Origin of the sequence: Paenibacillus sp. SC116, assembly GCF_024733555.1 — a bacterium.
GTDB lineage: Bacteria > Bacillota > Bacilli > Paenibacillales > Paenibacillaceae > Paenibacillus_B.
Genome location: NZ_JANIOF010000003.1, coordinates 49,204 through 69,228, shown reverse-complemented (window position 1 = coordinate 69,228; position 20,025 = coordinate 49,204). Strand labels below are relative to the sequence as shown.

General features: G+C 40.7%; 14 protein-coding genes, 1 other RNA gene and 1 pseudogene. 2 read left to right on the top strand and 14 right to left on the bottom strand.

Going from position 1 to position 20,025, the window contains the following annotated elements; genetic code table 11:
- Positions 1 to 182 precede the first annotated feature (182 nt).
- Positions 183 to 824 (bottom strand): 2OG-Fe(II) oxygenase, encoded by a 642-nt coding sequence (locus NQ117_RS14580; RefSeq protein ID WP_258278760.1) that lies wholly within the window; start codon positions 822 to 824, stop codon positions 183 to 185.
- A 232-nt stretch (positions 825 to 1,056) separates the two neighbouring features.
- Here NQ117_RS14580 and NQ117_RS14575 point away from each other — a divergent pair, with 232 nt between their 5' ends.
- Positions 1,057 to 1,452: a VOC family protein gene (locus NQ117_RS14575; RefSeq protein ID WP_258278759.1), complete on the top strand. Its 396-nt coding sequence runs from the start codon at positions 1,057 to 1,059 to the stop codon at positions 1,450 to 1,452.
- Positions 1,453 to 2,074: 622 nt separating this feature from the next.
- Here the strand turns inward: NQ117_RS14575 and NQ117_RS14570 are convergent.
- The 13 genes and pseudogenes from NQ117_RS14570 to NQ117_RS14510 all read right to left on the bottom strand — a co-directional run bounded on the left by NQ117_RS14570 (position 2,075) and on the right by NQ117_RS14510 (position 19,308).
- Entirely contained in the window at positions 2,075 to 2,383 is a 309-nt protein-coding gene (locus tag NQ117_RS14570) for a hypothetical protein (protein ID WP_258278758.1), read from the bottom strand.
- A 750-nt stretch (positions 2,384 to 3,133) separates the two neighbouring features.
- Positions 3,134 to 5,581, bottom strand: a complete 2,448-nt coding sequence (locus NQ117_RS14565) for a DEAD/DEAH box helicase (RefSeq protein WP_258278757.1) — start codon at positions 5,579 to 5,581, stop codon at positions 3,134 to 3,136.
- A gap of 15 nt (positions 5,582 to 5,596) precedes the next feature.
- Positions 5,597 to 6,364 (bottom strand): Hachiman antiphage defense system protein HamA, encoded by a 768-nt coding sequence (locus NQ117_RS14560; protein WP_258278756.1) that lies wholly within the window; start codon positions 6,362 to 6,364, stop codon positions 5,597 to 5,599.
- A gap of 421 nt (positions 6,365 to 6,785) precedes the next feature.
- Entirely contained in the window at positions 6,786 to 7,124 is a 339-nt protein-coding gene (locus tag NQ117_RS14555) for a hypothetical protein (protein ID WP_258278755.1), read from the bottom strand.
- Positions 7,125 to 7,187: 63 nt separating this feature from the next.
- Positions 7,188 to 8,711, bottom strand: coding sequence for a protein kinase domain-containing protein (locus tag NQ117_RS14550; protein WP_258278754.1), 1,524 nt, complete (start codon positions 8,709 to 8,711; stop codon positions 7,188 to 7,190).
- A 1,174-nt stretch (positions 8,712 to 9,885) separates the two neighbouring features.
- Positions 9,886 to 10,249, bottom strand: a transfer-messenger RNA (tmRNA) gene (gene ssrA / locus NQ117_RS14545).
- A 290-nt stretch (positions 10,250 to 10,539) separates the two neighbouring features.
- Positions 10,540 to 11,013, bottom strand: a complete 474-nt coding sequence (gene smpB, locus NQ117_RS14540; RefSeq protein ID WP_258278753.1) for an SsrA-binding protein SmpB — start codon at positions 11,011 to 11,013, stop codon at positions 10,540 to 10,542.
- A 210-nt stretch (positions 11,014 to 11,223) separates the two neighbouring features.
- Positions 11,224 to 12,060, bottom strand: coding sequence for an MgtC/SapB family protein (locus NQ117_RS14535; protein WP_258278752.1), 837 nt, complete (start codon positions 12,058 to 12,060; stop codon positions 11,224 to 11,226).
- A 1,227-nt stretch (positions 12,061 to 13,287) separates the two neighbouring features.
- Positions 13,288 to 15,825, bottom strand: a pseudogene (rnr, locus tag NQ117_RS14530) (ribonuclease R); the annotation flags it as partial.
- A gap of 404 nt (positions 15,826 to 16,229) precedes the next feature.
- Positions 16,230 to 16,466, bottom strand: a complete 237-nt coding sequence (gene secG, locus NQ117_RS14525; RefSeq protein ID WP_144992871.1) for a preprotein translocase subunit SecG — start codon at positions 16,464 to 16,466, stop codon at positions 16,230 to 16,232.
- Between the two features lie 198 nt (positions 16,467 to 16,664).
- The gene (gene pdxK / locus NQ117_RS14520; RefSeq protein WP_258279052.1) at positions 16,665 to 17,489 is read right to left on the bottom strand and encodes a pyridoxine/pyridoxal/pyridoxamine kinase; all 825 of its coding nucleotides are present in this window, start codon (positions 17,487 to 17,489) and stop codon (positions 16,665 to 16,667) included.
- Positions 17,490 to 17,656: 167 nt separating this feature from the next.
- On the bottom strand, positions 17,657 to 18,979 hold the full coding sequence (locus tag NQ117_RS14515) for a DUF4097 family beta strand repeat-containing protein (protein ID WP_258278751.1): 1,323 nt from the start codon (positions 18,977 to 18,979) through the stop codon (positions 17,657 to 17,659).
- The gene (locus NQ117_RS14510) at positions 18,976 to 19,308 is read right to left on the bottom strand and encodes a PadR family transcriptional regulator (protein ID WP_258278750.1); all 333 of its coding nucleotides are present in this window, start codon (positions 19,306 to 19,308) and stop codon (positions 18,976 to 18,978) included. The genes NQ117_RS14515 and NQ117_RS14510 overlap by 4 nt, the downstream gene beginning before the upstream one ends.
- Positions 19,309 to 19,515: 207 nt before the next feature.
- Here NQ117_RS14510 and NQ117_RS14505 point away from each other — a divergent pair, with 207 nt between their 5' ends.
- Positions 19,516 to 19,944, top strand: coding sequence for an exosporium protein C (locus tag NQ117_RS14505; protein ID WP_258279051.1), 429 nt, complete (start codon positions 19,516 to 19,518; stop codon positions 19,942 to 19,944).
- Positions 19,945 to 20,025 lie beyond the last annotated feature (81 nt).

The following is a 20,025-nucleotide window of genomic DNA, read 5'->3' as shown; positions in this document are numbered from 1 at the left end:
CAAGTTAATACTAGCAATAATTGCTGGTCATCCTTTACCAACGTGAGGCTCTGTCTCCATAAACGCAACAATGACCTTTATGGTTGCAGTCATAGTTTTAAAGCACCTAGGGGAATTAATAACCGCCTAACTATCCACTACTCAAAAACAGCCTATTCTCAATCATATCTACCTATCTTTACTTATCGATAGGTTTGTCTTCTCATCCACATCGTTGCAACCCACTTCTCACCTTTAATTACTGGTGTGCCTGCATGCAGGGTGGACTCATTTAATTCCTGATTATCATAAAAATATTCAAAATAAACTGCCGTTCCTTTGTTAGGGTAGACCGAAAGATTAAGCATAGGGAACGTCGTTTCTCCGCCTTCCTCCACATCATTCAAATACATCACGAGCGTACTTATCCGATTATTAGTACTTGCTCGACTTGCTTCAGCAAAGAAATCATGGTGGGGTTTATACTCTTGGCCAGGGGTATATTGCAGAACTTGCAAACCATCGCCATGCTCAATGGGGATACTCATAATTTGAGAGATACGCTTCTCGATTCTTGAATTCGTCTCACTCTCTTCACAGAACACTCCACTGCTCGTTCTAATTTGATTAACCGAACGTTCTTCACCTATTTTAGAGCGCTTCAATCGCTCTCTTGATTGCTCAATAAGCTCCTCACATTCCTCATCGCTAAGCACATTTCCTAATACGACAACCAGTGGTTCTTCATATTTAGCAAGAATTCGAATTTCTCTATCATTGGTGTTGATCGTATTCCCTACGTGATCAAATATCGTCCGTTCCTTCTCCGTCGTATTCCCTATCATGCTTTAGCATCTCCCATTTTATGTAATATGCCACTACGATAATGTACCATAAAATGGTTGTTTCGAGCGATTAACTTCATAAAAATTACATGCTAAAGATGCTGATGTACCTATTACTGATGCACCTAAGTATACTGCCGTGTATAAACATTTGCAGGATTCTTATAAAACATAAAGGAACGGAAAAGCTAATAGAAGAAATAGTAAAGAAGTCAAACCATAGGAGGCCATCATGGGTAGAGTCGTTCATTTTGAGATTCACGTAGATGATATGGATCGTGCTAAGAAGTTTTATGGCGAAGTGTTTGGATGGACATTTGAGGATTGGAGCACCTATGCTGGAATGCCCTATTTCGGAGTAGTGACAGGCGAGGAGAATGAAATGGGGATCAATGGTGCTTTGATGCAGCGGCAAGGGCCACCTCCAGAGCCATGTCAGGCTATGAATGGTTATGCGTGTACGATTGGAATTGGCGACTACGATTCCACGGAAGAGAAGATTGTTAGTCATGGAGGCAAGGTTGCTTTGCCAAAGTACGCACTCCCCGGAATGGCTTGGCAAGGGTATTACATGGATACGGAAGGAAATATATTTGGCCTTCACCAGCCGGATAAGAATGCGAAATAAAATTTTCCGTTGCATGGATAAAGACCCGACCTCATAAAGTCGGGTCTTTTAATGAGATACGACTATTTAAACCGCTATTTCTCATATTGTAATACTGTTCAAAAGTATGCCCAAATATTTTTCAGCTTTAAAATGAAGTGTAATTTAAAAATTATTGACCTAATAAATTCACACTGAAAATATATATCGAAGCTGCAAAAAATAAAACACACGAAATAATTGATGAGATTTTGTGTCTATATTCCCCTTCTTCTCTCTTTACTTCAAAGACGTACATTAACATAGCAATACTAGAAGAAAGGGTTAAAAAACCTAAAAATATTTGTTTAATTGGATCAATTAAGACAAATATAAAAAAAATAGATGTTATTGCTGTAAATAAGTATCTTAACAATCTAAAATGCTTTTTACCCAAAATATCACCTCAAAAAAGTAGCTTCCTCGCTACTCTAAGTTGATCAATTCAATGTGACATTAAATAAATAGCGGACATAATCAGTTGCTAAGAAATGCAAAGCTCCAATACTTCTCGGCTGTTCGGGTACTCATCCCAACAAAGGCCTACTGTTACTTGCTTCATATACTGTATATGCTGAAGCACTAGTAGTAAGCGTAGCTACCATTAGCCCTCTACATATTGAGCATCAAAATGCTCTACTATTTCTAACATTTTCTGAAAAATAATCTCATGTGATACTGCTACATACAGATCTCCTTCATAATATCGGAATGGAATTGTCGCCTCTCCTAGGTGCCATAGAAAAAAATCTCCTTGAATCGTCATTGTCGTTTCAGCCGATCGGAAGGAATACTCCTGTGCATACTCAAAATCCGGTTGAGTTGCAAAATAGTTTTTATATTCATCAATAGACATAGCTTGATCAGCGTGATTACCGTCAGCATTTCTCGTAATTCGATATCTAGTATTCATCTAATACCCCCACTTTATACGTTATCTCTATTGTAAACGATGCAGATAAGACAACGCCACCGCTTGCTATAGGTGAATATTACAGTTTTGATGTTACCCTATAGAGAAAAATCGGTAACACCCTTTTTATATGCATATTTCAGCGTATAGGTTTCTTCTTTTCCATAGGGCATTGTAGCGATTTTGATACGAGTATAATCAAGCCGGCACTCTTTTAAAACTTTCTTCACCAAGGCAATACTTCGTTCTATGAATGTTTATGCATGTACAATTAGAATCGGGGACTATGATTCTACTGAAAAAATCATTAATCTTGGCGACAAGGTCGTAGTGCCAAAGCATGCGCTCCCCAGCATAGCTTGGTAAGGGTATTATATGGATATTAAAAGGAATATACTCTACGTTTATCAGCCAGATATGAATGCAAAATAGTATATTTCGTTACATAGACAAACCCCCGATATTATGAGGTCGGGGGTTTCATGAGAGTGGAAAAGTAACTAGCAGACACACAATATATGCTCAATATAAACAATCAACCATTATGATGTCACTAAGGTCAGTGTCAACTATCCTCTATTATCATATCTATAATTATCAAAGGTTTGTCTATTCTCTAACTTCGTCGCACCCCACTTCGCTCTTTCAATTATAGGTGGACTGAAAGCAAGATCGGCTCGTTCATTCCTGATTGCTATAAAAACATGTGAAGCGATCAGCTTTGCCTTTATTTCCGACTTAAAATATATTTTACAGGTACTTATCTAGCTCGAATCGATAAAATCCTTTCATCGCTCTTCTGTAAAATTCGAAGCTATCATTGGTCTTTAAGTTATAATTTTCGTCAAATGATATATTTATAATTTGATTATCAGCCTGTAATCGTGAAATTAAATTAATTGAGAGCCCTGTTTTCAGTAACTTTATTGTTTTTTCATCTTTAGTTCCGTAAATAGCTAAATTATATTCTTCATCAGAAATTAATTTAAAATCATGTAAAGCGATTACCATCTTATTAAGCTTATAGCTAATGAAATCATCTTCTATCTTTAATTTCACAATAGCTAAGTTTGTTATTTCAGGGTCTGATTTTTTTGACAAATCAACATATACTTCTTTTCCACCATCAATATATCTTTCAGTATATTTTCTTTCCTCACCATAAGTTTCTCCAATATAAAACAAACTATTTCCTTCTTTAATCCTTCTTTTAAAATATTTTGAAGTGGTTTCAATGTTTTCACGCAATGAATTTACACGATGATTGAACAAATACATTTTATAGTAGTTTCTAGCTTGAATATCTGATAATCGATAAAACTCAAAGTCAGCAATACTATCTGTGAAATCTTTAATAAACACAATGTAAACCTTATTAATTATATCTGATTCTGACCATTCTTTTATCAAATTAACATCTTTTAATTTCTCTATATTTCTTATAAACCTATTTAGTAACTCATCCGTGACGTTGTATACATTGTCTATGCCGGAATTAATAAAATACTTTCTCATTTGGCTAACTGCATCATTATCATCGTTCAAGACTAACTCTTCATTCTTTATAATCTTGTTCGCTTTTTCTATGTAGCTATCTTTCCGTTTCTTGTCAATGTTAAGCCTTTCTATATCGTACTTTTCTAGAACCGGATTCTCAATAATATCCTCGAATACACTACTCCTTAATAGTTTTATCTTATTTTCCATATTTCTTGAAGGACTATCATATGTATCATTATTTACAAAATGAATTGGAGGAAGAAGTTTATTTAAATGGTTTACTTCTTTATTAAAAATCTCATTTAGTCGATTAACCCTTCCGATTAAATTTGTAAGCTTCTTTGCTTGTAGGCTGTACGTGTTTAAAATGTATAGTGTATCAATAGGCAAGTTGATACCTTCTAAAATAACACTATTTGCTACTACGAATATTAGCTTATTTAATTCTTTAAATTTAAATTCCAGGTACTCCTTAACTATGTCCGGTATTTTACCATGAAGATAGATTATTCCCTTGGATAATAAATCAATAATATAAAAATCTTCATGTACAAAATCTCTCAATTCAGAAACCAACTCTTCAATTTCTTCTGATTTATCTAAATCATCCATTTTTGATGCCAGTTCTTTTGCAAATGCCTCTATTTTTTTTGGATTTCTAATATAAATAAAGTTTTTACAACCTTTTTTTTCTTTGATGTAATCTAAGTAGCTATTAAAAAAATCAATCGCATAGAATTCATTGACAAATCTATTATATTGAAATGCCTCTCCATTTTTTCTATATTCAAATATTTCAGGTTCTTTTACATTGTGTTTTATCCTCTGTTCGCTAATATTTTCTTGCGATGATATTTTCAAGTTACTACTATCGTTAACGAGAGGTGATAAATATACAACTTTCTGCGAAGGGTTACGAGCAAGATTTTTTCTAATTACTCTAGATAAAAGTATGCTTCTGTAATCTCTTTCAAGTAAATTATGTGCTTCATCAATAAATAAAACATTAAAAAAAATATCATTCTTATCTAATACCCTTAACGCTCTTTCTTGAGTTAGTATAGCAATAAATCGTTCTTCTCCTTGAAACATTTCATCATGAATAATAATTCTTCTATTAATCTCCGATTGTCTTATAGCTCTATATGTTTGAACCAATAACGATTTTGTTGGGACTATTATTACCACTTTATCATGATCATTATTTAATATATGCTCTACAATAATAGAACTTTTGCCGAATGACGTTGGTGCAACAAAACTAACATTTAATGATGTATCATTTAACATCTTGTCACGTATAATCTTCTGCTCATAGGTTTCTAAATAATTACCTTTCTCGAACCCATCCATTTTCATATCTATTATATCGTTATTTATACTGTATACATTTAACAGACCCTTATTTAAAATCTCGCGCGCTATTGGATAAAACCCAAAATTTATAGAGAAGTCGTATAAAGGCTGATAATCACTATAATTAAGTGAATATTTTAATAAAATATAATAACCAAACTGCAGATAACTTGTATGTCGTTTATCTAGTTCATAAGTTTTGATGAAAACAATTGCACAACTTAGTATATAACTTTGTTCTTTTGTTGAAAGTTCAGCATTTGTAGTTATTTTTTTTATTACCTCATTAAACTGAGTAATTTTATTTATTTGAGTAAATTTTGATTTTTCTGCTTTGTTCATATGCAAATCCTTCTTTCAGGAATTTAAATAATCTATAAATAAACCCATTGATTTTTTATTAACACAAAGAATTAATATTTTTTTAAATTTGTATCTACTTACTGCACGTTTCATTTTCTTTTCGAGCTCACTAATATCGGTACTTATCTCTCCACCATTGAAGAAAATTGTAGATGAAGGGATAATATTAAAATCACTTATAGACGGATAATTTTCATCGTTGAAATCATTCGATAGTTTTTTTATATTTTGCCTAATATTCGCATCTGTGCTTACATCTATATTTGAAGCATGATTATATGCATTTTGCCATGGATTATTAGAAACATCACCATTAAATTTATCGGATAAATCTCTGTATGCTTCTGATACCTTATTTGGATGAGACATATTTACTGATTCTATATTTCCAGACTTGCTTTCCATAATCCATTCTTCTTTATCTTTAGAGTAGTAACCATCGAAACCCTTTTTAATAGAACCTTCTTCAAGGTTCAAAAAAGTACATTCTTGTTTGTAGCCTTGTTTCTTTAAATACAAATGCAAAAAGAATTCTGCAATAGCACCAGAACGTGTAGTATCATCCTTACTATTTAAAAATCGAAAAACTCGCTTCTTCACGCTCTTAACATCATTGCCACTCGCTCCCTCACATATCGAAACAAAGTGTTCATCCAAATATCGTTTAAGTCCTGTGTTAAAGTCCTCAATATCAAGTATGTGAACAGGATTTCCATCGATTAATAAGACTTTAGGTATGAAAGTATCTACTATTACAGTCATTGGCTTCCTTTCGAATAGGTTAATATATTTACTTATCTTGGTTTTTATCAGTCTATTTCTATTATTTATCTCAGTAAGAATACTGTAAATTTATTAATTTACTAACTTTAAATTGAAGGCTTATACAGTTGATAATTAGAATATTGTTCCATGTTTATATACTATCATATTCTTACATAAACTATCTATGCATCTTGGTCTAGTCACATATCAATTGAACATTTCATACACAGGTGTTCATGCAAAGATTTACTTTCTTTTTCTACCCCAAAACAAATACACCCAGACCTCTTGTAGTCTAGGTGTATTTGTTTTTTGCGGAGACGAGTAAAGTCGCTCCCTATCCGAAGATAAAATTAGATGAACTGCTATGGGTGATAGTTTTAACTTTACCTACAGACTCCCTGATAGATCAAAAAAACTAATCATAGGATAAGTTTCTAAGCTTATTTATCGCAGAAGCCACGTTTATTTCAATGAAACCATCGATATCATGCACGGTTTCCTTATTAAACTCAAGTGATTGTAGAATGACGACCGCTTTTCCCTTTCTTACATTCGCTAATTCAGTACTTCCCTTCATAATTCTATGATATTCAGTTGTTCCGTCTTCATATAAAAGTATTCGATGAATAAAATCACCAGGAAAATTTGTGATACATTTCGTGTACATAAAGCGGATATTATCTGAAGTTGTCGGATTATCGAGTGCATTTCGTAACGCAGCGGTGTAGAACCCCATCATATCACTCCCATACAATATTTGTTTACTCCAATGACCAATCTAGTAAATTTACTCGAATATTATCAAGGCGCTTCATTATTAACTCATCATTAATGAAATCGGATGTTTCTTGAGATTATTTAAATTGCTTAATACACCTTCACTGACTAATTCAAAATTTTTAAGTCGGTGATAGACATCATCTACCCTACTTCTATTCTTGCCAACTATAATTGAATTATATTTTGAAGCAATAAAGAGATAATCCCGCTCCAATTCCCTAGTACGTAACTCTGCGCTTCTTTCTAGCTCAATTACCTCGCCATTAATTTCAGCCACACCATCATCATATTCTTGACGAGTAATATACCTATCTTTAAACCATGCAGCCTCTTCATATCTGTAAGAACCATCACCGTATATACCAAAGCTCTCCATAGGAGCACATTGTAAAAGGACGAAATGATGATCGAGAGAATCATCCTTCTTGATCCATATTTCTTCGATCCAATGCTCTCCATGGTCAATAATCCAGGTTTGCTCATTCAATCGTCTAATTTCCTGATTAATAGAACAATCAGAACTTCCTTGTGTCCACCATAATTCCATATCACTGGAATTTGATAAAAGATTCATGATATATTCAATTTTTCGAGGTTCTGTGATTCTTATAATTCCTCTTTTTCCTGGACATGCTAATCGAATTAATTTATCAAAATTTCTTAGGACTCGTATTACTCGATCTTCTTCAGACTCAATATACACAGGAGGAGTTAAAGCTTCTTTAAGTAACTGATTCATCTCAGATATAGATTGAGGCCTGTGTTGCGGATCATGTTGTATTAGCCTGTCAACTAAAGAGTCAAGAACTGCAAAGCTACTCTCTCTTTCTCCCAATAAAGGTCTTCCTACACCTCTGGTTGTAGATCCGGTAACAAGCCATTGAATAATTTGACCTAAGGCATATAAATCCATTGTAGGTTTTGGATCTGGATTTTTTTCAAACTGCTCTGGAGCGGAGAATCCAAAATTAGCTAGACGCTCGTTTTTTTCCGTTTTTACTAATCGCTCATAATGCTCTGGATCAAACCATGAAATCCCAAAATCGCTCAGTATAAATTGTTCTTCTGAGTCAACCAATATATTCTGAGGCTTTACATCTCTATGAACAATATTATGCGTATGTATAATATTTAGACAGTACATGAGTTGTTTAATGACATCAGTTAATTTTTCGATATCATTTATACTGTTGTGCTTAATCCAATTATTTAAAGTCATTGGGTACTTCTTCATAATCATAAATGGATACTTACTTCCATTTATTAATAGTTCACTTGTATAATAGATCGGGACAACAGCTTTGGTATCAGATAATTTCACTATTTCTCTAACCTCAGTAATAAATCTTTGGTACCTAGTAGATTTTTTGAGAGAACTATCTTCAGCTAATATTTTCACAGCCACTTCCCCACGGCCCCATGTAGCTGAATAAACTAATGCATTACCACCTTGTCCGATTTCCAATCCCAAATTAATGGATCCCAACATGGTTTCTATATGATTATTCTCTCTAATAAAGACCCTGATCCGATTTTTTTCTTCATCAACTGTCCTAGCCAATTAAGTGTACCTCCCATATCTTTTATAGATTGCAACTATCACGGATAGCTTGTCATTTTAAAATCTCCCCATAAACTCCTATCAGTTTTGGAAAGAGTTTTATAATATCTCACAATAGCTACAGCATTCAAAAATACAAATCAGGTCATATAGAGGCCTTTCAAGCTAGTAATACTGTCTTCCAACCACTATATCTATATAAGAATTTGTTGAGTTGAACTTTCTAAAAAATCCAGTCCGTGGTCTATATTAAGTACACTAGCAATAAGTTGACCTAATAATATGACAGTCATTTGATTCCACTTGTTCATTGTCAAACTAAACTTTACCTTACTACTTTCAATAACTTTCATCTTCTGTTCCCCGATTCATCACATAGCATAAAATGTATATAACACTCTGATTACCTATGGTGAATTTTTGCCCTAAATACTGATATAGGCCAAGGCTATATCCAAAAAACTTTCAAAATATTGGGTTGGTATATACCAATATACCCACAACATGATTTCGCTGTCAAAACATTCAATCAGATTGTTAACGTTGCCTATCCTCCACCGACGATATTAGAGGTTGGATATCAATACCGTGCTCGTACGTGATGTTTCTCTGATGTATCTCATTCACTCCGCGCGCGGAACTGAATCCCTGACAGGGTTCCGCTCCCTTGTTCTACTCCACAAAAAAGAACACCCAGACCTCTTGCGGTCTGGGTGTTCTTGGTTTTTTGATGGAGGCCAGGGGTGTTAGTGTCTTGATTAACTGCCCTCGATGCTATTCTCCGTAGTATTGCCTTGCGGTTGCCACCAACGCCGTGCCTTTCGCTGCTAATTTCCTCTGTAGCTTATCAGCCGCTTCCTGTGCGCGGACGAACCTTCACAGGGGTTCAACTCCCTTCAATTCGTCTCCAACGCAAAAAGCCGACCTCATGCGGTCGGCTTAATGATGGTGGAGGCGAGGGGAGTATCGATATCTCCATTAACTTTGCTCACGACGCTTATCCTCCGCCGACGATATTAGAGGTGGGATATCGATGCCGTGCTCATACGTGAAGCAATTGCTCTGATGTATCTCTTTCACTCCCTGCGCGCGGAACTAAACCCCTGACAGGGGCAACTCCCCTTGCTACTCCACCAACGCAAAAAGGACACCTCTGAGGTGTCCTTTTTCATATTGGTGGAGGCGAGGGGAGTCGAACCCCTGTCCGAAGATAACGGCACATGAGCTTCTACGGGTGTAGTAACAGTTTTGATGTCACCCTAGGAACTCCCTGTTACCGGATTCCCTTCGGGTCAGCCTGATTGTCTTCTTCAGCACACCCCAGGCGGAGATGTGACAGCGTATCCCACTAAAGTTGAGCCCCTATCCCGCCACATGGGCGATGGAGAGTAGAGGCACGCTAACAGGTTATTAAGCTGCTAAAGCGTAGTTGTTTTGTGTTTTGCCGTTTAATAGGCTTTAGCGTTGATGAAGCGGACGCGTCCCCACTACCCGCTACCCATGCTCGAACTATCCCCGTCGAATCCAAAAACGCCCCCATAGTGTAAGCGACTGGCTCACCCATCTGGGGTTACCGTCTTTAGATTAAGGAAGTCGAAGCATCGATAGAATGTATCGTATGTTCAAACTCAAACCTTATTCTATTATCAAGGTACCGGCGGCTTCAGCATGTTCTGTTGACCGCCGCCGATGAATTTATTATAACACAAACTCATCATAAGTGTTAGTGATCTTCTTGCCAGTGCTGTTACCCGCTTCCTTGGATGACCTTGCTAAGCAAGGAAACGTTACGCGAGCCACAATAAGCTTCAACACACTACAACAGCACTTAATACTTCTGCTTCTCACGCAGCGCACGCTGAATCTGACGCTCTGCATCGCGCTTCGCAGACGTTTCGCGCTTGTCGTAGTTCTTCTTACCACGGCCAAGGCCAATCAGCAGCTTCGCATATCCATTGCGCGTATAAATCTTAAGCGGTACAAGCGTATAGCCTTCCTGCTTCGTCAGTCCAAGCAGCTTCATAATTTGCGACTTATGCAGCAGCAACTTACGTGCACGTGTAGGGTCCGTCGGATTGTGGCGATTGCCCTGCTCGAACGGACTGATATGCATATTGTTCACAAACGCTTCGCCATTGCGTATCGTCGCGAACGCATCACTCATATTCGCTCTACCATTGCGCAAAGACTTAATCTCCGTACCTGTCAGCACGATACCCGCCTCGTATGTGTCCTCAATAAAATAATCGTGGGACGCCTTCTTGTTCTGAGCCAGCGGCTTGCTCTCAACCTTCTTCGACATAACCTACCCTCCATTGCCAAGCATATCATCACCCGCCAGAACTGATACTCCAGCAAAGTGTAGAATAATATTATACCAAATGGATGGGGTTGCCTACAACATCTAAGTACATCTCAAAGCGAAACCTTGTCCTATTCCTGTTCTGAACAGACCAAGCCCCCAACCAAGATGCCCTAATACCACCATGTGCAAAATCGATGACTTCAACCGTTACTTACCTCGGACTTCCAACACCTCGTCCATTGCCGCAAGACGCTCCACCACATCGACCGCATCTACCTTTGGTGGAATCACAACCTCAAGCTTAAGCGATGTTTGACGTTTCATTGTCACCGTTTCCTTAAGCTCAACGCCATCCACATGATCTGACTGCGCACCTTGTACGCCTGTTCCTGTCGTTCCTACTCCTACTGCTCCAGGCGATACGTTTGTACCATTTACAGTCTCACTCTTCTGCCATACCGTACGTGCCTGCGCACTGATCTCCTTTGTAACCTCAACGCGATCTACCTCTACCTTCATCGTAGCAAGCATTGCACGAATCGAAGGTAGCAGCGTTCCATCATCCATACCACGAATACGGAATGTATACTGCAAACTCGCTGCACGGCCTTGGAATTCCATCTTATTCATCAGCCATAGCGCAATAATCGTCAGCACACAGGTTAACAGCGCACCATAATAAAATCCCGCTCCAACCGATAATCCAATTGCAGCTGCCACCCAGATCGATGCCGCTGTTGTAAGTCCTTTTACAGATAATCCGTCTCGAATAATCGTTCCTGCTCCAAGGAATCCAATACCGCTTATAACTTGTGCAGATAAACGAGCCGGGTCCATACGTACATTATCTTCATCCACGAACATAGAGAAGCCGTATAGAGATAACAGCATAATAAGTGCGGAGCCCATACTTACGAGCATATGCGTACGTACACCTGCTGCGTGGCGACTACGCTCCCGCTCCAATCCGATAATGCCTCCTAGCAGTGCAGCCAGTACGAGTCGCTGTGTCAACGGCCACCAATCGATAACCCATGGGTTCATTGCTGCATCGCTCCTTTTCTAACTCATATTATATGTATGATTGCATTTATATATATTATCGTGATGATTAATCCATTTAATTATTTAGCACCTGTATTACTTTGTACCTGATAAGTTTCGTTCATAAGACTTTCAACATTTTCATTGTATTTCCTGCATGCACGAAAAGCCTATAACGATATGCAAAGAACCTTCGAAACCACGACAGAGGTGGAACAGAAGGTTCTTCACATCAATCATCTTATTACTTAAGCTCGCTAACTATATACCCAAAAATAATCTGCATCAATCTAATCAAGATACTTTCTATCGTTTCTTACGCACGAACTTTGCAGTGTTGTTCTTCGACTTGCCGCGCTTATGCGCTGCCTGCTCTGCATCACCAGAACGATTGCGTGCGGCTTGAGGTGAATCCTCACCGACGAACACACCACTTTCAGATATACTGCGTTTACCGCGCTTGCCGCCGCCTAATTGACCGCGACCCGAACGGTAATCGCCACCTCGGTCGAAGCTGGAGTCTCTACCGCCCTCTCGGCCAGCTGAAGAGGGGCCCCGAGAACGACCATATCCGCCCTTGCCAGATCCAAAATCAAAACGATTGCTGCCAGACTCACGCTCAGCATCTTTCACAAGGCGATCTACCCAGTTCGCATTATCATTGGCATCTGTTCTTTCCTTACGCCCATTGTCGCGAGCACCCGCTTCATTGCTGCCGAAGGTAATGCCGCCCTGACCGCGTTGACGCTGAGATGGTCTAGCATAAGGGTTATTATCCGACTCGTTTCTATCGCGACGGTTGCGGCCACGCTTATTGCGATCACGCCATTCCCCTTGGTTATACCATACCTCTTCATCACGTCTTACGCCGCTTTCTTCATGGTTCTGCTGTCTTCCATCTTGATTACTTGAACCCCACGAATCGAATCCATCTTGATTACTGTGACGTCCAGCATCGTGACCAGATCCACCTTGTTGAGGGGAAGCACCAGCATACAAGAAGCGTCCTCCCTGATTATCCAGCTCAGATGCTCCATGTCCGTCTTTCCGTCCATTACCCGAATTGAAATCGTGCAGACGACCATCTCGACCATCATTGCGGTCGCGACGGCCTTTTCCTCCGCGTGGATCATCACCGCGTCCAAAGCGTTCGTTGCGTCCGCCTTGTCCCTGTCCTTGACCACCACGGCCTGCATCATGACGATCGCCACGACCACCACCGTAAACTCCGCCATCGCGTCCGCGGCGTCCATCTCTTGCCGCTCCACCGCGTGCTTCGCCGCCGCGGCCACCTTGCCCGCCACTGCTAGCTCTATCTCCACGAATGCCTTGTCCACCACGACCTGCGTCACGACGATCGCCACGGCCTACGTTAGCTCCGCCATCTCGACCTTGGCGTCCATCCCTCGCTGCGCCGCCGCGCGCTTCGTCACCGCGACCTCTGCGTCCGCCTCTTGCGTCTCCGCCGCGGCCACCTTGTCCGCCGCTGCCAGCTCTATCTCCACGGCTGCCTTGTCCACCGCGGCCTGACTCGCGTCCGCCACGCCCCGCATCACGACTCTCGCCGCGTCCGTGCTTCTTGCGCTCGAAGCCGAATTCACGACCTTGGCGCCCGCTACCAAAACGTTGAGCTTGACCTACTAGCGCAAAGTCAATCGTATGATCCTCCATATTGACGTTTGCAACCACAATCCGTATTTCGTCTCCGATACGGAACATTCGGGCTGTCCGCTCACCAAGCAGCATCATATGCTGTTCATGGAAATGGTAGTAGTCATCCGACAAATCGCTCAAACGGATTAGACCCTCCACCGTATTTTCCAGCTCAATAAACATACCGAAGTTCGTTACACTGCTAATGATTCCGTCGAACTCTTCTCCGACCTTATCCAGCATGAACTCCGCCTTCTTCAACTGCTCTGTATCACGCTCTGCGTCTACCGCAACCCGCTCGCGCTCGGATGATTGCTGAGCAATTTCAGGCATGCGTGCATGCAACTGCTCATGCCGCTTCTCCGTCAAAGATCCTCCATTGTCGGCTACCTCACGAATAACACGATGAATCACCAAGTCAGGATAGCGACGAATCGGTGATGTGAAGTGGGAATAGTATTCCGCTGCCAAGCCAAAATGACCTGTGCTTTCCGCGTCATACTTCGCTTGTCTCATCGAACGAAGCATCATCGTGCTAATAACCGTCTGCTCACGCGTTCCTTGGATCTCCTCCAATAACGACTGAAGCGCTCGCGGATGAACGGAATTACCTTTACCACGTACCGCATAACCAAAGTTCGCTGCGAACGACATAAACGTCAACAACTTCTCACTGTCCGGATCTTCATGGATTCGGTACAGGAACGGTACGCGCAGCCAATGGAAATGCTCAGCTACCGTCTCATTCGCCGCAAGCATGAACTCTTCGATAATTTGCTCTGCGATCGAACGTTCACGCTTGATAATATCTACTGCCTTGCCTTCCTCGTCTACAATGACCTTCGACTCTTGGAAGTCGAAGTCGATTGCACCGCGACCCATACGCTTGCCGCGCAGCTTCATCGCCAATTCCTTCATTAACATGAAGTTATCGACAAGGTAGGAATAACGTTCACACAGTTCTGGATCCTCGTCCTCAACAATTTTACGGACGTTATTATAGGTCATCCGCTCCACTGAGCGAATTACACTCGGGAAAATATCATGCCGAACCACTTTTCCTTGTGCGTCAAATTCCATCTCACAGGACAGCGTTAAGCGATCCACATGCGGATGCAAGGAGCAAATCCCGTTGGATAATCGATGCGGCAGCATCGGAATAACACGATCAACGAGATACACACTGCAGCCGCGCGCAAATGCTTCACGATCTAAGGCAGAGCCTTCTGGCACATAGTAGCCTACATCAGCAATGTGTACGCCCAGCTTATAGTTTCCGTTCTCTAGACGCTCCACATAAACAGCGTCATCTAAGTCCTTTGCATCTTCACCGTCAATCGTCACAATATTGAAACCCCGTAAATCCCGACGACCTTGGCTAATAATTTCCTCTTCTGAAATGGAATCTGGCACCGCTTCCGCCTCTGCCATTACTTCATCAGGGAATGCCTCTGGCAGCTGATGCTTGCGAATAACGGATAGAATGTCCACACCTGGATCATTTTTGTGTCCAAGTACTTCTATGACTTCCCCTTGTGCCGCTGTACGCCCCTCTGGATAGCTTACAATACGGACAACTACCTTCTGTCCACTTACCGCTCCTGCCATCGCCTCACGGGCAATAAAGATGTCGCGATTGATTCGACGATCATCAGGTACCACGAAACCAAATGACTCATGGTTCTGAAATACACCTACAACTTGCTCCACTGCCCGTTTTACAATACGGACAATTTCCCCTTCCAAACGTGCACCATCATGACCTTTGTTCGTCACACGAACAAGGATGGTATCTCCATTCATCGCGGACTGAAGATCATTCGCATGAATATATACGTCCGGATGGCCTGTCTCTTCTGGAATTAAAAACCCGAATCCTTTTGCATGGGCCTGCAAACGGCCGCGCAGCAGATTCATTCGTTCTGGTACCCCATAGCGATCTGTACGCGTACGAATGATATGTCCGGAATGTTCCAGTTCATTCAACGTCTTCAGAAAAGCCTTAAATTCCTGAGCATCTTCAATTTCAAAATGCTTCTCCAGCTCCTGATACGTCATCGGTTTGTATGCTGTTTCCTGCATAAATTCTAAAATTTGCTGTGCCGTTATCATCTGTTGTCACCTCACACTTACTCCATCAACTTCCACAAGTATATTCATATATAACCTAGTATACACGAAATCAAATACAGCCATCCCGGCGAATGGTATAAAGCTTATAAAAAGACGAATGCACGGGATCATTTAACTAACGTATTTTACTTCACTTATTGATGCAGCAATTAAAATACCCCTAGTGCTAATGGCACACGTAACTGAAATGATTATGCCCATTCATTCACGGCACCATACATTCTAGGGATTAAATCAATTCTATTATAATTGATTAATAATTCAATCACTCATTATTTTCTTACAAGCAATCCTTCGTTAACGCCTTCGCCTTCATAACCTTCTATAGCACAAAAAAACCTTAACCCGTTCTGATCGGATTAAGGTTTCTTATATGTCATGTATTAGTTCTTCATGAAATAAGCAACGACAAGGGACAAAATAAAGAATCCAGCTGCCAATCCCATTGTTAGACGCTGCAAGAACAGCTCAGCTCCGCGTGCTTTCGTCTTTCCAAATAAATGTTCCGCACCGCCGGAGATGGCGCCCGCTAGACCCGCACTCTTCCCTTGTTGCAGAAGTACCGTGCAAATCAATCCGATCGAAAAAATAACAAGCAATACAGTCAAAAATCCTTCCATGCTTCCACCTCCTAGGGTTGCCTATCACATCGTATTTCGAAAGAGATAAGCCTATAAAAACAGTATTATTATTGTACCATATCCTTCAAAGGGTTACAAGCGCTGAAGCTTGGAAGCTTGTCTCCTTCTCTAAGATACTTAGTTAAAATGATTGCTACTGCTTCTACATGCGTCTTACTGCCTATTGTTACACATCTCTTATTGCTCTTCTCCGTGCTCTGTCAAACGCAATGCATTGTGACGCAAAGGCCCAACGTATTGATTAAGTGCGAAGGAATGACGAATAGCTTCCGTAATGAAGCGCTTCGCAGTTACCATACTCTCTTGTACCGTGAAGCCCTTAGCCAATTCCGCTGCAATTGCTGCAGAGTATGTGCAGCCAGCACCGTGCGTATACGTCGTTTCGATACGATCTGCTTCAAGAATTTCAAATGTGCTGCCATCATATACAACGTCTACAGAAGTTGGTAGACCAATCTTCGATCCGCCCTTCACCACAACGTATTTCGCACCAAGTTCTTGAATACGTGCCGCAGCTTGCTTCATATCATCTAATGATTTGATCGGCGCTGTACCTGCTAATTGAGCCGCTTCAAACAAGTTTGGCGTTACAACCGTAGCCTTAGGTACGAGAATATCACGCAATGCATCATTTGTCTCTGGGTGCAGAGCCTCATCTTGACCCTTACAGATCATAACCGGATCAACAACAACGTTAGGAATATTGTGCTTTTCAATAATACGTGCCGCAAGCTCAATAATGTCGATGGATCCAAGCATTCCTGTTTTCATGCCGTCTACACCAATGGAAAGGATCGTTTTCAACTGTTCTTCCACTGTCGATAGTGCGATAGGAAACACACCATGCGCCCATTCTTTGTCTGGATCCATCGTTACAACCGTTGTTAGAGCGGTCATTCCAAATACGCCGCGCTCCTGGAATGTTTTCAAGTCGGCTTGGATACCTGCGCCACCGCTCGTATCAGAACCTGCTAATGTTAATACTTTACGAATTGGTTTCATTGCTGCCATGTTTCGTTCGTCCCTTCAATCATGTATTCAAATTGTGAGCTGTATCAGGCACACCATGGCTAGGTGTGTATTTATCATAAACGTATCATTACAAAATGGAAGCAATTTGTCCATACATTCCGCATGCTTGGTTATAATATGTATCCCATAATTCCAACTTACTCTTTTACAATAATCGTCCCTGCATCTGTTTTGGCGTTCACACGGAATGTTCCATTATCGTCTGATGTAGGAACTTCCACATTACCCAAACCCGATTTAACTTCATATTTCCCTTTAGCTCCCTGTGGAACTTCAACCTCAATCATACCCATATTCGTCTTTACATCTACATCATGTGGTTGTTTCATTACAATATTGGCATTACCTAGATCAAGCTCAATATCTACAGGCTGTGTCGTTTCCAAAATTTTTATTTCACCATTATCAGACTCTAGCTTAATCGGGGAATCGACTCTCTCTATTTGGGTGGAGCCATTGTCTAACTCTACGTTCATGAAACGACTGACGATATCGCTGGCATGCAATACCCCGCTATCCATATGGAGCTCAACTTTCTCGAACTTACCACCATTCAGATTAATCTCGCCTAACTCCTGTTCAAGCTGAAGCTTACGGAGCTCAACATCGTCCTGCAACGTGACAACAAAAGAATAACGATAATCATCATACATTCCTGAATCATCCAGATCAAAAATGACTTGTTCTCCTTTAAGTTGGGCAGCTTGCATACGCTCTCCTACTTTAGGGGAAGTAAAAGCCTTCCAAGCGATCTCATTGCGATCACCTTGTTTGAACTGGATGTCCAATTCACCGAGATCCGTTTCAATAATAAGATCCTTCCATGCTGACGAATCTCCCATACGGATGACGCCTTCATAATTGCTTCCTTCGAAGTCATGACCCTCTTGATCCCAAGCGAAAGATGTTGAAGCCTCTACGATATCTTCTATATCTTCCATATTCACTACATCTTCCAAGTCTTCTAATTGCTTATCCACATCATCAAGTATCGATCCTACTGTTGATGAAACAACCATTTTTTCATCAGACCCACCTATAAACTGGGCAATACCGATTGAAACCAACAGACCCCCTCCTACCACAATAAGGGTAAACGCCGATAAGAGCGCAAGTAACGATTTCTTAGCTTTAGGCTGGCCAGGGCTTTCATAAGGGTACTCCGCTTCAGAATGACCAGAATAATTAGGATATGAATAATAGTGATTCTGTGGTTCGTCCGTTCGATTCATTTCTTGAAAGGCAGATAAGTCTGGTGCCTTGTAACCCGGACCTACTGTTTCCTTCGCCATTTCAATCGGATCGCCAAGCTCCTCCGCTATTTGCTCTTCCGTCTTGCCCTGCTGCTCACCGTATATAAAATGAGCCTCCACTTCAGATAGAAGATCAGACTGCACCTCTGGTGCCAACTGTTGAGAATAGAATCGTAACAATGCCAAATACTCTTGCCTGTTCATCATTCAACCTCCGTCTCGTATGATTCGATCAACCCATTAATATTGGATACAAATACTCCCCATTCACGGACAAGCTGTTCCATATAAGACTTACCCTCTGGCGTAAGACGATAATATTTGCGCGGCGGCCCTTCGGTTGATTCCTGTAAATAAGTTGAGCAATGACCGTCTGCAACAAGTCGACGCAATACCGGATAAATAGCTCCTTCTGCTACTTCTACATGCTTGGATATTGTTTGCGCTAGCTCAAACCCATATCGATCCCGCTCTTGGATAAGCAGCATGGCACATAAACCAAGCACACCCTTTTTGAATTGAATAATTTCCTTCATATGCTTCTCCAACCTCATTCGAGATACCATTATCGTTCAGTAGTAATTATAGCACAATAGTGGTTTTTATTATTTTATACATAAACATCCATAAAGGCAACTTCAACTTTATTGTTTACTATTGAAGCAAGCCTGTTTTATCAGCGCCCAATCACTCCTTCTTTTCTAACATAATTTATAGTTATCAAATCAGAGGAGTTGATTGCACTGGTACGTATTCTGGATAAAGCCACCTCCCAACCGCGAAGCAGATTCAACTTAGGAAGTTCCACTATTATCAGACGTTCACCAGCAAGATCTAGTCTAGCTTCAATAAGACTTCGAATCCCATCTGCTAATGCTCAACCTAATCGGGTTGAATTAGTAGCAACTGTCGGTGTTAGAGGGGTTACTGGCATCGCTCAAGTCCTCTTTAGAATCTTCCGCGATGGAAATGAAATATTTAATACGGTGCAAGGCATTGAATCATCTGGTTCTGAACAAAATTATGTCGTCACTTTCCAGGCCATCAATAGAAATGTACCAGCAGGCAGCCATGTATACACAGTAACCGCAGAAAATCAAACTGCTAATACGAGAGCTGATGTGGTTGGTCCAATTTCATTTAGTGGGCTGGCTGTTAAAACTAGCAGTTAAATAAGAATGGTTTCTTGTAGTCTTTAGTCGACATATCCATGTATCAATGCCATACGCCCTCACAATTGCCTGTGGGGGTTG

Coding starts and splice junctions, on each gene's coding strand:
- NQ117_RS14535 (WP_258278752.1), bottom strand. CDS start 12,060: ATGAACCCATGGGTTATCGATTGGTGGCCGTTGACACAGCGACTCGTA.
- NQ117_RS14515 (WP_258278751.1), bottom strand. CDS start 18,979: ATGATGAACAGGCAAGAGTATTTGGCATTGTTACGATTCTATTCTCAA.
- pdxK (WP_258279052.1), bottom strand. CDS start 17,489: ATGAAACCAATTCGTAAAGTATTAACATTAGCAGGTTCTGATACGAGC.
- NQ117_RS14565 (WP_258278757.1), bottom strand. CDS start 5,581: ATGAACAAAGCAGAAAAATCAAAATTTACTCAAATAAATAAAATTACT.
- secG (WP_144992871.1), bottom strand. CDS start 16,466: ATGGAAGGATTTTTGACTGTATTGCTTGTTATTTTTTCGATCGGATTG.
- NQ117_RS14575 (WP_258278759.1), top strand. CDS start 1,057: ATGGGTAGAGTCGTTCATTTTGAGATTCACGTAGATGATATGGATCGT.
- smpB (WP_258278753.1), bottom strand. CDS start 11,013: ATGTCGAAGAAGGTTGAGAGCAAGCCGCTGGCTCAGAACAAGAAGGCG.
- NQ117_RS14580 (WP_258278760.1), bottom strand. CDS start 824: ATGATAGGGAATACGACGGAGAAGGAACGGACGATATTTGATCACGTA.
- NQ117_RS14510 (WP_258278750.1), bottom strand. CDS start 19,308: ATGAAGGAAATTATTCAATTCAAAAAGGGTGTGCTTGGTTTATGTGCC.
- NQ117_RS14570 (WP_258278758.1), bottom strand. CDS start 2,383: ATGAATACTAGATATCGAATTACGAGAAATGCTGACGGTAATCACGCT.
- NQ117_RS14560 (WP_258278756.1), bottom strand. CDS start 6,364: ATGACTGTAATAGTAGATACTTTCATACCTAAAGTCTTATTAATCGAT.